General features: G+C 41.9%; 12 protein-coding genes. 9 read left to right on the forward strand and 3 right to left on the reverse strand.

Going from position 1 to position 14,376, the window contains the following annotated elements; all coding sequences use genetic code 11:
- Window positions 1–130 precede the first annotated feature (130 nt).
- The 7 genes from porG (at window position 131) to murI (ending at window position 8,480) form a co-directional block, all read left to right on the forward strand.
- Complete coding sequence (gene porG / locus ACTCNA_RS05680; protein WP_462946931.1) at window positions 131–913, forward strand: type IX secretion system protein PorG; 783 nt, start codon at window positions 131–133, stop codon at window positions 911–913.
- Window positions 913–1,659 (forward strand): isoprenyl transferase, encoded by a 747-nt coding sequence (locus tag ACTCNA_RS05685; RefSeq protein ID WP_462946932.1) that lies wholly within the window; start codon window positions 913–915, stop codon window positions 1,657–1,659. Before porG ends, ACTCNA_RS05685 begins: the two co-directional genes overlap by 1 nt.
- A gap of 16 nt (window positions 1,660–1,675) precedes the next feature.
- Complete coding sequence (gene bamA, locus ACTCNA_RS05690) at window positions 1,676–4,384, forward strand: outer membrane protein assembly factor BamA (protein ID WP_462946933.1); 2,709 nt, start codon at window positions 1,676–1,678, stop codon at window positions 4,382–4,384.
- Between the two features lie 64 nt (window positions 4,385–4,448).
- Window positions 4,449–4,961, forward strand: coding sequence for an OmpH/Skp family outer membrane protein (locus tag ACTCNA_RS05695; protein ID WP_462946934.1), 513 nt, complete (start codon window positions 4,449–4,451; stop codon window positions 4,959–4,961).
- 56 nt (window positions 4,962–5,017) lie between these two features.
- Entirely contained in the window at window positions 5,018–5,527 is a 510-nt protein-coding gene (locus ACTCNA_RS05700) for an OmpH/Skp family outer membrane protein (RefSeq protein WP_462946935.1), read from the forward strand.
- 266 nt (window positions 5,528–5,793) lie between these two features.
- Window positions 5,794–7,635 (forward strand): glycosyltransferase, encoded by a 1,842-nt coding sequence (locus ACTCNA_RS05705; RefSeq protein WP_462946936.1) that lies wholly within the window; start codon window positions 5,794–5,796, stop codon window positions 7,633–7,635.
- A gap of 17 nt (window positions 7,636–7,652) precedes the next feature.
- Window positions 7,653–8,480 (forward strand): glutamate racemase, encoded by an 828-nt coding sequence (gene murI, locus ACTCNA_RS05710; protein WP_462946937.1) that lies wholly within the window; start codon window positions 7,653–7,655, stop codon window positions 8,478–8,480.
- A 7-nt stretch (window positions 8,481–8,487) separates the two neighbouring features.
- On the opposite strand, the gene ACTCNA_RS05715 is transcribed toward murI, so the two are convergent.
- From ACTCNA_RS05715 to ACTCNA_RS05725, 3 genes are all read right to left on the reverse strand, one after another.
- Window positions 8,488–9,576 carry a phosphotransferase enzyme family protein gene (locus tag ACTCNA_RS05715; RefSeq protein WP_462946938.1) on the reverse strand — a complete coding sequence of 363 codons (1,089 nt, stop codon included), beginning with the start codon at window positions 9,574–9,576 and terminating at the stop codon, window positions 8,488–8,490.
- Window positions 9,577–9,586: 10 nt separating this feature from the next.
- Window positions 9,587–10,492, reverse strand: coding sequence for a nucleotidyltransferase family protein (locus ACTCNA_RS05720; protein WP_462946939.1), 906 nt, complete (start codon window positions 10,490–10,492; stop codon window positions 9,587–9,589).
- Window positions 10,493–10,635: 143 nt separating this feature from the next.
- Window positions 10,636–11,148, reverse strand: coding sequence for a gamma carbonic anhydrase family protein (locus ACTCNA_RS05725; RefSeq protein ID WP_462946940.1), 513 nt, complete (start codon window positions 11,146–11,148; stop codon window positions 10,636–10,638).
- 206 nt (window positions 11,149–11,354) lie between these two features.
- On the opposite strand from ACTCNA_RS05725, the gene ACTCNA_RS05730 reads away from it, so the two are divergent.
- Window positions 11,355–13,193 (forward strand): 2-oxoacid:acceptor oxidoreductase subunit alpha, encoded by a 1,839-nt coding sequence (locus ACTCNA_RS05730; RefSeq protein WP_462946941.1) that lies wholly within the window; start codon window positions 11,355–11,357, stop codon window positions 13,191–13,193.
- Window positions 13,194–13,196: 3 nt separating this feature from the next.
- Entirely contained in the window at window positions 13,197–14,264 is a 1,068-nt protein-coding gene (locus tag ACTCNA_RS05735) for a 2-oxoacid:ferredoxin oxidoreductase subunit beta (protein WP_462946942.1), read from the forward strand.
- The last annotated feature ends 112 nt before the right edge of the window (window positions 14,265–14,376 follow it).

A 14,376-nucleotide genomic window follows, 5' to 3' on the forward strand; every position in this document is an offset into this window, starting at 1 on the left:
TTTACAGGGGAAAACAAGTGCTAAATCAACCTTTAAAAAATTGATTAATTCGCTATAAATCACAATTATCAGATTCACCGGCCTGTAACATGCCTGGGACTATTGTTGAATAAACGATTTGGAATACCAAATGAGAAAAATTGTATTGGTGTTTATAGCAGTTGTTCTAACTGTTTCAGGTTTTGCCCAAAAAACAGCTGACATAGGTATTTGGGGAGGTTCATCAACTTATTGGGGAGACGTAAAAGAGGCTCCGCCTTTGCAAACGTTCAATTTAAATTATGGGGGTTATTTCAGGTATAATTTTAACAAACGCGCCGCGTTGAGGCTGATGTTTTTAAACGGCACTTTTTCAGCCGACGGAATTGTTGAAAGTGTGCCGTGGCATTTTAAAAAAACGGCCCAGGACCTGTCGGTGTCTGTTGAAATCAATTACCTGGAGTACATACTGGGAGAGAAGAAAACTCCTTTTACACCATATATTATGGGTGGCTTGGGAGTGATGTATTTTCCGTATGAACTTTTAAGTTCTGGTGATCCAAATAACCCGGGGAGTTTAGATGTATTGTCTAATATCAATCGGAATCATCCCCTGGTTGTGAACGGAAATGAAGTACAAGAATCAGTTATTGCACCAACAATACCTTTTGGTTTTGGTGTAAAATTTAATGTTGGCGAGCGCATAGGGATTGGAGCTGAATATCTGATGAGAAAAATATTAAGTGACAAACTGGATGATTTAGACGATCCTTTATCGTTCAGTACAACAAACAATGCAGTGAATGCGGAAACAATTAAATATACCGATTTTTTGCATAATAACGACTGGCCGGGATATTTGGGCGTTCATGTAACTTATAAAATTTACCTGAACAAAAAAGCCTGCCCGGCTTACGACAGGAAATACTGGTAATGAAATCGTTTAAAGAGAAATTAAATACCGAGAAAATTCCACAACACGTTGCCATTATAATGGATGGCAACGGCCGTTGGGCTGCCAAACACGGCAGTGCCCGCATTCAGGGGCACGAGCACGGAGTGGATGCCGTGCGTTCAACAGTGGAGGGTGCCGGCGAAATTGGAATAAAATACCTCACACTATATGCGTTCTCCACCGAAAACTGGGGAAGGCCAAGAAATGAGGTAGATGCCCTGATGGGATTGCTGGTGCATGCCATTGAAAATGAAACCGACAATTTGATGAAAAACAATGTTCGGTTGGGCGCAATTGGAGATTTGGAAAAATTACCCAAACAGGTAACCCAAAAATTGAACGATTGCATCGACTCCCTGAAATCAAACACCGGGTTAAACCTGATTCTTGCACTTAGTTACAGCTCGAAATGGGAAATTACCGATGCAGCCCGTAAAATTGCCATCGAAACAAAAAACGGAAAATTAAATCCCGAAGACATAGACGATAAACTGTTCGAAAAATACCTGTCAACTTCGCACCTGCCAAACCCCGAAATATTAATTCGGACCAGTGGCGAGTACAGGATTAGTAATTTTTTACTCTGGCAAATAGCCTATGCAGAGCTGTATTTTTTACCGAAATTATGGCCCGATTTTAGGAAAGAAGACTTGTTTGAGGCAGTTTATGATTTTCAAAACAGAGAACGAAGATTTGGAAAAATCAGTGAACAGTTATTTACATAATTTTATGATGATCAGAATGCGAAAGCAAATTATATTCCTGTTATTTTTTTTGGTAGTAATAACCCCGAGAGCTTTTTCACAAATTGATGAGGGAAGCAATTTTTCTATTTATTATTCCAGCCCGCGTACTTATACAATTGCTGATATTCAGATTTCAGGAATAGAATACCTCGATAAAACAGTGCTTATTCAACTTTCAGGTTTAGCCGTTGGCCAGGAAATTGAAGTGCCCGGTGAAGCAATCACCAATGCCATAAAAAAACTCTGGCAGCAAGGCTTGTTTTCCGATGTGAAAATTACAGCCCTGAAGGTTGTTGATGATGAAATATGGCTCGATATCTATTTGCAGGAACGGCCGAGGCTTTCAGATGTTAATTTCTATGGCGTTTCAAAATCGGAGCAAGATGATATTACCGAAAAAGTATTGCTGCTCAAAGGCAGCCAGATTACCGACAACCAGGTGAACAACGCCGAGCGCACAATTAAAAATATTTTTCTGGAAAAAGGTTTTCTGAATACCGAGGTCAATATTGTTCAGCGCGACGACACCACCCAAAATAACAGCATTATACTCGATATTTACGTTGATAAAAAAGAGAAAGTAAAAGTTAACGATGTAATTATTCATGGCAACGAAGCCATCAGCGACAGGGTTCTTGAGCGGGCCATGAAAAAAACCAATGCCAAAGAGCTGAAAAACTTCTTCAAGACCAAAAAATTCCTTCGGGAAGAGTATGAAAAGGATAAAGTTAACCTGATTGCCAAATACAATGAAGAAGGGTATCGCGATGCCATGATTGTGGATGATACTGTTTATCAGGTTGAAGTGGGCCGCAAGAATAAACCCAGGGTAAATGTTGAGATTTGGATTGATGAAGGAGACAAATATTACTTTGGCGATATTAAATGGGTAGGCAATACTGTTTATTCGTCGAAGGAGTTAAATAATTATCTCGGTATTGAAAAAGGTGATGTTTTTAACCAGGCGATACTTGAGAAACAGTTGTTCGACCAGGAACAGGGGCTTAACAACCTTTACCTGAACGACGGGTATCTTTTCTTCGATCTTCAGCCCGTTGAAGTAAACATTAACAACGATACTATCGATTATGAAATGCGCATCAGGGAGGGTAAACAGGCCACAATTGATGAGGTGAAAATTACCGGTAACACCAAAACACACGAGCATGTTGCCCGTCGTGAACTGCGTACCTATCCGGGCGATCTTTTCAGCAAGGAAGCTATCATCCGTTCGGTGAGGGAGCTGGCCCAGTTGGGACATTTCGATCCTGAAGCCATTAATCCTGATGTTCAGCCAAATCCCGAAGATGGAACGGTTGACATTGAATACCAGCTTCAGGAAAAAGCCAATGACCAGATTGAACTTTCAGGAGGCTGGGGTGCTGGTATGTTTGTGGGTTCTATTGGATTAAAATTTGCCAACTTTTCGGTTCGTAACATTTTAAATAAAGAAGCATGGCGTCCACTTCCTACCGGCGATGGCCAAACACTGAGTTTGCGTTACCAAACCAGTGGCCGTTACTACCGTACTGTTAGTTTTTCGTTTGTGGAGCCCTGGCTGGGAGGCAAAAAACCAAATTCTTTCTCACTTTCGCTTTCGCACTCCCGTATAAATTACAGCGCCAATAAATATTATCAAAACTATAGTCCTTATGGTGGCTATGGCGGTTATTCTCCTTACGGGTACGGTAGCAGCTACGGCTACTCTCCTTATGGTTATGGTGGTTACGGGGGGTATGGATATTCACCTTATGGCGGTTATGGTGGCTATGGTGGATACCCGCAGTACACTTATAATTACGATGCAGAAGACAAAAACGAGGAAAATGACCAGATTTGGGAAACCACGGCAGTGGCTCTGGGGTATGGTTACCGTCTGTCCTTCCCGGATGATTATTTTACTGTTTATCATGAATTATCAATGGAGCACTACCGGCTCCAGAATATGGGAAATACGTTTTATTTTCTGGCTGATGAGCCCGGCGAGCAGGTGAACGGTTCGTTCAATAACTTTAGTGTGAAAACTGTTTTTAGCCGCAACTCCGTGGATAATCCACTGTACTCGCGCAGGGGCTCCCAATTCTCGCTTTCACTTAAAGCAACCCCTCCTTATTCATTGCTTAGCGGGAAAGATTACAGCTCTCCCGATATTTCAAATAAAGAGAAATACAAGTGGATTGAATACCACAAATGGCTGTTTAAGGGGCAGGTATATAACCCGCTAAGCAGAAACAGCAATTTGGTGTTGCGCACAGCCGTGGAAATGGGATTTTTGGGGTATTATGATCCTTACAGGCCTTCCCCATTCGAAGGATTTATTGTGGGAGGTTCCGGAATGTCGGGGTATAATATTTATGGAACTGATTATATCGCTCTGCGGGGTTATAAAGATTACAGCCTGAGTCGCGAAAGACGTGGTTCTAATATGTATTCTAAGTTCACTATGGAATTGCGCTATCCGGTTACCCTGAAACCGAGCGCAACTATTTATGCACTTGGCTTCCTCGAAGGCGGTAATGCCAATATGAATTTCCAGAACTACAACCCATTTAAGTTGTATCGTTCGGCGGGTGTTGGAGTGCGAATCTTCCTGCCAATGTTTGGCTTAATGGGAATTGACTGGGGGTATGGTTTTGATGAAGTACCCTGGTCGCCTGATGCCAACGGAAGCCAGTTCCATTTTGTTATTGGCCAGCAGTTCTGATAGCTACGGTTTTGGCACAAAATATGATATGTAAAAAGTCAGTTGAATTAAAAAAATAGTTGCCATGAAAAAATTAATATTCACCATTGCCTCGATACTTCTGTTTACAGGAGCAACACTTGCCCAAAAATATGGTTATATCGATTCAGGTTACATCCTTGAAAACATACCCTCGTTCAGGGCAGCACAGGAACAGCTGGATCAACTTTCGGCGCAATACCAGAAAGAGCTGGAAGGAATGCATGCAGAAATTGAACAGATGTATAAGGATTTTCAGGCCGAAAGTGTGTTGCTTTCGGAAGACATGAAACGCAAACGCGAAGATGTAATTATTTCGAAAGAGAAAGAATACAAACAATTACAGCGAAAATATTTTGGTCCCGAGGGGGATTTATACCAAAAACGGCAGGGACTTGTTAAACCTATTCAGGACGATGTTTTTGCCGCAGTACAGGAAATTGCCAACGAAGGCAGTTATGCTGTTATTTTCGACAAAGCAGCCGGAACCACACTGTTTTACACCAACCCACGGTATGATTTAAGTGATCAAGTGTTGCAAAAACTCGGATATAAATAATAAATAATTATATTTGTGACCAAAAATTTAATATTACGTTGACTATGAGAAATTTAATGAAATTATTTACACTGCTGGTTTTGTTGGGAGTTACTGCAACGGCAAGTGCACAAGAATTAAAATTCGGCCATATCGATTTGCAGGCACTGGTACAGGTGATGCCTGAAAGAGCAACTGCCGAAACCGATTTTAATACTTTTCAAACCGAGCTGGAGGATGTTTTGGGCGAAATGCAGCAAAACTACCAGCAAAAATTGCAGGAATTGGAACAATTGGGCGAAGAGGCATCTGAGGTGAAACGAAATGCTAAAATTAGTGAATTGCAAGACCTTCAGCAACGCATGCAAAATTACCAGCAAACTGCCCAGCAGCAGTTGCAGCAAAAACAAGGTCAGTTGTTACAACCTGTTTTCGATAAAGCTGAAAACGCTATTGCAAAAGTAGCAAAAGAGCAAGGGCTTATTTATGTTTTCGATGCAGGTGCAGGAGTTGTTCTCTACAAATCAAATCAAAGTATGGATTTACTTCCGCTTGTAAAAGAAGAGTTGGGGCTCAGCAACAACTAAACATCAGTTTAAAAAAAATAAACAAAAATAGTATAACCTGTGTGGAAAGCCACGCAGGTTTTTTGTTATAAACCGCTTTGTAACAACGAAAACTGAATTGATTTTTGCACTTTTCTGTTTTGAAAACCAGCCGGGATATTCGATATAACCGTTCTGAAATGCTTTAACAACAGGTTTTCTTACCTGATTTTCGCTCCATTTTTGTTGGTTGTCAAATGAATTCAAGCTATATTTATTGAATACGTTTATGAATCAAAATTGGACCTATGACAACTGATAAAAATAGTGCAGATGCAAATGAAATCCGTATTCCTGAGAATACATTTTTATTTGAAATAGCATGGGAAGTGTGCAACCAGGTAGGGGGTATTTATACCGTTATTCGCTCGAAAGTGCCATCGGCTATACAAAAGTGGGGAAAGGAGAATTACTTTTTAATCGGCCCGTATTTCGAGGAACAGGCTGCTGCCCATTTCGACCCGGCTACCGATTTTTCCACGCCGATTGGTAAGGCGGTGCTGGAAATGCAGGAACGTGGTTTCGACGTGCATTACGGTCAGTGGATTGTTTCCGGAAGGCCCAATGTGGTTCTTTTCAATCCTTTTTCTGTTTTTGATAAACTGGGGGAAATTAAACATTTCGTTTTGCAGGACTATCATATTTCACTGCCCGGACAGGACGAACTGCTCGATAAAGTGGCAGCCTTCGGTTTTCAGGTGAAAGAGTTTTTACGCTTTTTGTGTGGTTCCGAATTGTGCAGTAACCACAAAGTGATTGCCCATTTTCACGAATGGATGGCAGGCCTGCCAATTCCGGGCCTCAGAAAAGAAAACCTGGACATTAAAATTGTTTTTACAACGCATGCCACTCTGCTCGGGCGCTATCTGGCAATGAATGACAACCGGTTTTACGACCATCTCCCTTTTTACAACTGGGAGGTGGAAGCCAATAATTTTAATGTGAAGCCCATTGTGGAAATTGAGCGCGCTTCGGCACATGGTGCCCACGTGTTTACAACTGTTAGTGAACTTACCGGCCGCGAATGCACTCACCTGCTTGGCCGAACTCCTGATATGATTCTCCCGAACGGGTTGAATATCGAACGGTTTGAAGCATTGCACCAGGTGCAGAACCAGCATTTTCAGTTTAAAGAAAAAATCCATGATTTTGTGATGGGGCACTTTTTTCAGAGCTACTCCTTCGATTTGGATAACACGCTTTATTTTTTTACATCAGGAAGGTACGAATATCATAATAAAGGATACGATTTAACACTCGAAGCCCTTGCCCGCCTGAACTACAAAATGCAGCAGGCCAATTCAAAAGTGACAGTGGTATCTTTTTTTATTACTAAACAGCCCTATTATTCATTTAATACTGAAGTGTTGCACTCCAAGGCAATGATTGAAGATATTCAGCGTGTTTGTGAGGAAATAAAAACGCAGGTGGGACGAAGATTATATACTAACATAACCGCATCGAACGGGGCTTACGAATTTCCTGATTTGAAAGAGATGGTTGATGATTACCTGCGCCTGAAACTGAGGCGGAATGTTCAAACATGGAAATCGAAGAACCTGCCCAAAATAGTTACACATACCTTAATCGACGATTCCAAAGATCAGGTTTTGAATTTCCTGCGCACAGCCAACCTGGTGAACAACGAATACGATAAAGTTAAAGTGGTTTATCACCCTGATTTTATTTCAACATCCAACCCGCTTTTTAAAATGGATTACAACCAGTTTGTGCGGGGTTGCCATCTCGGCATTTTCCCCAGCATGTACGAACCCTGGGGATATACGCCACTCGAGTGCCTGGCCAGCGGATTGCCTTCGGTTACAAGTAACCTGGCCGGTTTTGGCGATTATGTTTCGCGGTATATTCAGGACCACGAAAAACAAGGCATGTTTATTATCGACCGGAAAAGCAGGGACTTTCACCGGGCGGCCGAAGAGCTGTCCGAAATTATGTTCCGGTTTGTTGGAATGACACGGCGCGAACGGATTGCCTTGCGTTATCAATGTGAAGAAGCGTCTCTGCATTTCGACTGGTCGAACCTCGGTGAATATTACGATAAAGCTTATAACCTGGCAGTTGAACGTTAATACAACAATATTTATTTATGGAATATGCACCCATTGGAGTTTTCGATTCAGGCTATGGCGGGTTAACCGTTTTAAAAGAATTGCTGAAAAAACTCCCCGGTTACGATTTTCTTTACCTGGGAGACAATGCCCGCACTCCCTACGGAACACGTTCATTTAAAGTAGTGTATGAATATACCTTGGAAGCTGTAAAATATCTTTTTGAAAAGAATTGCCCCCTGGTGATAATTGCCTGCAATACGGCCTCGGCAAAAGCGCTGCGTAATATTCAGCAGCTCGATTTACCTAAAATTGGACCCGACCGCAGGGTGCTTGGAGTAATACGGCCCAGCGTGGAAAGGGTGGCTGAAATTACCCGAAACGGACATGTAGGGGTTCTGGGAACATCGGGTACCGTTGCCTCTGAATCGTATCCCATTGAATTGGAAAAGTGGTCGAAAGGGAAAGTTAAATCAACAGTCCAGGAAGCTTGTCCAATGTGGGTGCCTCTGGTTGAAAACAATGAAATTGAATCGGAAGGCGCTGAATTTTTTGTGCGAAAAAACATTCAGAATATTTTTCAAAAAGATAAAGATATTGACACACTGATTCTGGGTTGCACGCATTATCCACTGCTTGGGCAGGTTATCCGGAAATTTGTCCCTGACGGAATTCAGATACTGGAACAGGGTGAAATTGTAGCCGGGAAACTAATCGATTACCTCAGCAGGCATTCGGAAATTGATGAAAAAATTTCTAAAACAGGGGCACTTGAATTTCTGACAACTGAATCGGCCGAAAATTTTGAAAATCAGGCAGCACTTTTTTTAGGTAAAAAAGTAACTGCCCAAACTATTCATCTTTGATTTTTTCTTACTGAACCAGCTCCTTTACCGCGTCATTCATGGCATTGAACTTCTCCTCCATATCGGTAAGTAGTTTGTACTGTGCCCTTGTGCGTACAAGGTTGTGGTCTTCCGATTTGGTTTTGTAGTAGTTGTCGCCATCAATATAATCCATCAAAAACCGGAGAACTTGTTCGTAAGTGATGTATTTTGCTGAAAATGCCAGGTATTCCAGTTCTTTTTCAGTAAGAAATGAAGCCGCTTCTTCGAGGTATCCTTTGGCAAATGCCCTGAAAATTTCCATGTCCATCGTCACGTTATCCAGGTTTTCATCATCTTCTTTTCCGGTATTGGTATAAAACCTGATGGCATCGCCAAAGTCATTTAAAACAGTGCTGTTCAACACGGTGTCGAGGTCGATAACACAAAGTACCTCGCCGTTTTTGTCGAAAAGGATATTGTTGATTTTGGTGTCGTTGTGACTAACCCGGGTAGGAATTGTTCCGTCTTCAACCAGATTCCAGAAGTTGAGCATTTCCTCGCGCCTGCTGTCAATCCAGTCGATTTCTTCCTGAACTTTGGCTTTCCGTCCAACCGGGTCGCGCTGTAAAACATCGTCCCATTGTTCAAAACGGATTCTGATGTTATGAAACCCGGGCAGAATATCGGTCAGTGGTTCTTTCAAATCGGCTACCTGCGATTGAAATTTACCAACTCCTTTCCCGCCGGCATAAGCCAGTTCGGGTGTTTCTGCAGTGTCGTAGGCTATGGTGTCGTCAATGAACAGGCTAACTGCCCAGTATTCGTCATCCTTGTCGTGGTAGTAAAGTTTACCGTCGTGTGCAGGAATTACGGTCATCGCCTCGCGCATAGGATCGCCGCCTGCTTTTTCAACTTTGGCTTTAATGTGTTTGCATACTTTCTGTATGTTTTCCATCATGGCCGGAATTGGCGAGAAAACATTTTTGTTTTTCCGCTGGAGGATGTAGCTGGGAGAATCCCCCTCAGTTTTAATTATAAATGTGTCATTAATAAAACCTTCTCCGAGTTGTGTTACTTCATCAATTTTCCCATCAAGTTGAAACTTGCCGGCAATTTCAGTTAAATCAGTATTCATTTGAATGTTTTTATTTAAAAATTTCCTGAGGATATTCTCCCTCTTTTATAAGCGATTTAATTTTTTCTACCACAACGGGTTTGTCTTCTTTGTAGGTTACACCAAACCAGGGAGAGTTTGTATTCAGTACTTTAACGGAAGCTTTGCCTTCATCAATCAATTCAAAAACAACCGATGGGATGTACATTTCCGATTTTGGTTTATCGATTTCTTTTTTCAGAAACTCGGTAAATTTTTGCTCGAGTACTTCGAAAATGGAGGTTTTAAATCCCCAGATATTCATCGAAACGGTTTCTTCGCCGGTAAGCGTTTTTTCACTGCCATAGGGTTCTATCGAAATAATTTTCCCGTCTTTTTTAAGAATTTTTTTTGTTTCTACTATTGATTCCAGGAGGTTGTTCTCATTCACCTGGCAAATTCCTCTCGATACCGAACCGTAATCAGAAAGCGTGTTGTGGAGTTTATACCCCACCATGGAATATTCATTCGTATTTTCAGAATTCATCAGGAAATCGGCCATTACTTTGTAGGCATTGAATCCGTAAAAATCATCGGCATTCAATGCACAAAACGGCTCGTTAATAACATCTTTGGCTACAAGGATGGCATGGGCAGTTCCCCATGGTTTTTCGCGGCCTTCGGGAAGTGAAAAGCCTTCCGGCAGATTATCCAGTTCCTGGAACACATATTCCACCTCTACTTTTCCGGCCAGTTTATCGCCGAATTTTTCTTTAAACGCATCGGCAAAACTTTCCCGAATTACAAAAACTACTTTCCCAAATCCGGCACGTATGGCATCAAAAATGGAATAATCAATTATAGCCTCTCCGTTGGGGCCAACTGGTTCAACTTGTTTTAGTCCGCCAAACCGGCTGCCCATTCCGGCAGCAAGAATTACTAATGTTGGTTTCATCATGGTATTTTGTTTTTATTACGAAAAAAGGAAATCTTTTTGATAAAAGAAAACGATTGTTCGAAAAGTTTTTAATTTTTTTCAAAAGAAATTAACTGTTTGCAGTTTTATTTCAAAAGGAAACCGATCTCCTGATTCAAAAATAATCATTTATACCAACCGGCATACATTCCGTAAGCCTTTGCAATTCGTTTGATTTCTCCGTCGAGTAGTTCGGGGCTTATTTCTTTTATTTTTTTTGCAGGAATTCCGGCATACACACTTCCCGATTTCACAACGGTTCCTTTGGTAACTACCGACCCTGCTGCAATAATGGAGTTGCTTTCTATAACGGCATCGTCCAAAACCACTGCGTTCATCCCAATCATAACATTGTCATTAACAGTGCAACCATGAACAATTGCACCATGTGCAATGGTCACGTTATTGCCAATGTTGGTGGGCGATTTTTGGTAGGTTGCATGTATCACGGCGTTATCCTGTATGTTTGTATTGTCGCCAATTTTGATGTAATGAACATCGCCTCTCACTACAGCATTAAACCAAATACTGCAGTTATCTCCCATTTCAACATTGCCGATTACAGTGGCTGTTTCGGCCAGGAAACAATTTTTCCCAACAAAAGGTGTTTTGTTATTTAATGTTTTTATGAGTGCCATTTGCTGTTTGAAATTTAAATTGATTCCAAATATATTAAAACCTTTAAATAATTGGATATGTCATTCCCGACTTGTTAAATAATGGTTATTTTTGTTTTTTTAGTTTAGTATTAAAAAAAGTATAGCAGATTCCGAAATTAAGATTACTTAGTTTTGGAATCGTTTTGCTTATAGATTGAAATTTTCAGAACAAAAAATATAATTAAATGAAGGATGCAAAAGTGATTCAGCTGGAGGAAGTCGCCATCCGTTTCTCGGGAGACTCCGGAGATGGAATGCAACTTACCGGAACACTGTTTTCAGATGCCACGGCTTTTTTAGGTAACGACATTTCAACGTTCCCCGATTATCCATCAGAAATACGGGCCCCGCAAGGTACGGTTGGTGGAGTTTCCGGATTTCAGGTGCAGTTTGGGGAGAAAAGAATAAGCACCCCGGGCGATTATGCTCATGTGCTTGTTGCCATGAACCCTGCTGCAATTAAAGCAAATGCAAAATTTATGAGACCAGGCGGAACCATTATTTATGATTCCGATGCATTTACAGAAAAGAATTTGAAGAAAGCAAATTTTAAGACTGACGAACCATTTCTGGAGTGTAACTTACAGGATTACAATAAAATTGCCGTGCCAATTTCAAGCCTCACCCGCGAAGGATTGAAAGACTTCGGGCTCGACAATAAAAGCATCCTTAGAAGTAAAAACATGTTCGCACTTGGGTTGGTTTGCTGGATGTTTAACCGGCCACTCGACTATATCGAAGAATTTCTGCGATCGAAATTTGCCAAAAAACCTGTTGTAGTAGATTCAAACATTAAGGTTTTGCACGATGGATATAACTACGGGTTAAACATGCAGCACATGACACCCAGCTACATTGTGCATCCGGCAAATATTGAAAACGGAACGTATAGGAATATTAAAGGCAACCAGGCAACTGCCTGGGGGTTACTGGCCGCTGCAGAGAAAGCGGGGCTGGAATTGTTTCTCGGCTCTTATCCGATTACACCTGCGACCGAAATTTTGATTGCCCTTTCAGAACGCAAGGATTTAGGGGTGAAAACATACCAGGCCGAAGATGAAATCGCAGGGATAACTTCAGCAATTGGAGCAGCATTTGCAGGCGATTTGGCTGTCACATCTACATCGGGGCCGGGGTTGGCGCTCAAATCGGAAGCTATCGGGCTGGCAGTTATGGCCGAGCTTCCGCTGGTTATTGTAAATGTGCAACGCGGCGGCCCCTCCACAGGGTTACCAACCAAAACCGAACAGTCTGATTTGATGCAGGCACTTTATGGAAGAAACGGCGAAAGCCCGGTTGTGATTCTTGCTGCAACCACTCCGTCCGATTGTTTCTTTTATGCATACAAAGCCGCTAAAATAGCATTGGAACGAATGGTGCCGGTTATTCTGCTTACCGATGGATTTTTGGGCAACGGAAGCGAACCGTGGAAGCTGCCAAAAGTTGCTGAACTTCCACCTATCACACCAAGAATTGCGAAAGATGCTTCCACATTCAAGGCCTATAATCGAGATGAAAAAATTTTAGCACGCGACTGGGCCTTCCCGGGAATGAAAGGTTTTGAACATTTAATTGGCGGCCTTGAAAAGAATGTTACCGGAACGGTTAGCCACGACCCTGAAAACCACCAGCGTAATACGGAAATAAGAGAAGAAAAAGTTCAGCAGGTAGTTGATTTGGTTCCCGATTTGGAACCCTGCGGCGATGAAGACGGCGATGTGCTGGTAGTTGGCTGGGGGGGTACTTATGGTCACTTAATCAGTACAGTTAGAGAACTCAGAGAGGAAGGCAAAAATGTAAGCCTGGCTCATTTCAATTATATCAAGCCACTTCCGGCAAATACCAGGGAAGTTTTCAGCAAGTTCAAAAAAATAATTGTTTGCGAATTAAACATGGGGCAGTTTGCCAGTTACCTGCGCGACAAAGTTCCGGGTTTTAATTATCATCAGTTTAATAAAGTGAAAGGGTTGCCTTTTACTGTTTTTGAATTGAAACAAGGAGTTAACAAATTACTGGAGGAATAAGCAATGACGGAACAAAAATATACTATAAAAGATTTTAAAAGCGAAAACGAAGTACGCTGGTGCCCGGGGTGTGGCGACTATGCCATTATGAATGCCGTGCAACGAACCATGGCCGAAATGGGAATTCCTAAAGAAAAATTTGCGGTAATATCAGGAATTGGTTGTTCATCACGATTCCCCTATTATATGAATACATTTGGCTTTCATACCATACATGGAAGAGCGGCGGCAGTTGCTTCCGGTGTAAAAATGGCTAACCCCGATTTGAGTGTTTGGGTAGTTACCGGCGATGGCGATGCCATGGCAATTGGAGGGAATCATTTCATTCATACTATCCGCAGAAATATGGATTTGAATATTGTTCTTTTCAATAACCGGATTTATGGTTTGACCAAAGGGCAGTATTCACCTACATCCGACAGAGGGTTCAGGAGTAAAACTTCGCCTTTCGGAACAATTGAAGACCCATTTGTGCCCGGACAATTGGTAGTTGGTGCAAGAGGTACTTTTTTCGCCCGCACAATTGATGGTAACCTGAAGGTCAGCCAGTCGGTTTTTCAGCAGGCTGCTGCCCACAAAGGTGCCTCTGTGGTTGAGGTTTTGCAAAACTGTGTAATTTATAATAACGGCGTTCATAAGGCGATTACTGACCCGGAACACCGCGCCGACAGACAACTGATACTTGAACAGGGAAAACCCATGTTGTTTGGTGCCGAAAATGAAAAAGGCCTCGTTATGGAGAACGGGCGCCTGAAAGTGGTGGAGATTGGCGAAAACGGTATTACAGAGGATGATATTCTTGTGCATGATGCTACAGATCCCGATCCTTCGGTGCATCTCTCGCTCATTAGCATGGGGCTCCCAGATTTTCCGGTTGCTTTTGGTGTTATCCGCAATGTTGAGTCACCGGCTTACGACACTGAAATGGAGAATCAAATTGAACAGGTTCAGCAAAAGCGCAAAATTACCTGTGTTGATGATTTACTGGTTTCGGGGAATACCTGGGAAGTTACGGGCAATGGAAATGGAAATGGAAAAACAGAAGAATGCCCTGACAAGAAACTCGAATAACAGCGGATTTTAAATAGAAGAAGAAAAGAGTTTAATAATAGTAGGAAAAGTTTTGGTCAAGCCACAAAAGAAACTTTTGTTTTAAGGTTTGGGGCCGCGAAAATTCACAAAC

The sequence above is a fragment of the Tangfeifania sp. genome (genome assembly GCF_055108615.1).

What these genes read in the sequence shown, in the direction of transcription:
- murI (WP_462946937.1), top strand. Translation starts at nt 7,653, where the DNA reads ATGGAATATGCACCCATTGGAGTTTTCGATTCAGGCTATGGCGGGTTA.
- ACTCNA_RS05725 (WP_462946940.1), bottom strand. Translation starts at nt 11,148, where the DNA reads ATGGCACTCATAAAAACATTAAATAACAAAACACCTTTTGTTGGGAAA.
- bamA (WP_462946933.1), top strand. Translation starts at nt 1,676, where the DNA reads ATGCGAAAGCAAATTATATTCCTGTTATTTTTTTTGGTAGTAATAACC.
- ACTCNA_RS05730 (WP_462946941.1), top strand. Translation starts at nt 11,355, where the DNA reads ATGAAGGATGCAAAAGTGATTCAGCTGGAGGAAGTCGCCATCCGTTTC.
- ACTCNA_RS05720 (WP_462946939.1), bottom strand. Translation starts at nt 10,492, where the DNA reads ATGATGAAACCAACATTAGTAATTCTTGCTGCCGGAATGGGCAGCCGG.
- ACTCNA_RS05685 (WP_462946932.1), top strand. Translation starts at nt 913, where the DNA reads ATGAAATCGTTTAAAGAGAAATTAAATACCGAGAAAATTCCACAACAC.
- porG (WP_462946931.1), top strand. Translation starts at nt 131, where the DNA reads ATGAGAAAAATTGTATTGGTGTTTATAGCAGTTGTTCTAACTGTTTCA.
- ACTCNA_RS05735 (WP_462946942.1), top strand. Translation starts at nt 13,197, where the DNA reads ATGACGGAACAAAAATATACTATAAAAGATTTTAAAAGCGAAAACGAA.
- ACTCNA_RS05705 (WP_462946936.1), top strand. Translation starts at nt 5,794, where the DNA reads ATGACAACTGATAAAAATAGTGCAGATGCAAATGAAATCCGTATTCCT.
- ACTCNA_RS05695 (WP_462946934.1), top strand. Translation starts at nt 4,449, where the DNA reads ATGAAAAAATTAATATTCACCATTGCCTCGATACTTCTGTTTACAGGA.
- ACTCNA_RS05715 (WP_462946938.1), bottom strand. Translation starts at nt 9,576, where the DNA reads ATGAATACTGATTTAACTGAAATTGCCGGCAAGTTTCAACTTGATGGG.
- ACTCNA_RS05700 (WP_462946935.1), top strand. Translation starts at nt 5,018, where the DNA reads ATGAAATTATTTACACTGCTGGTTTTGTTGGGAGTTACTGCAACGGCA.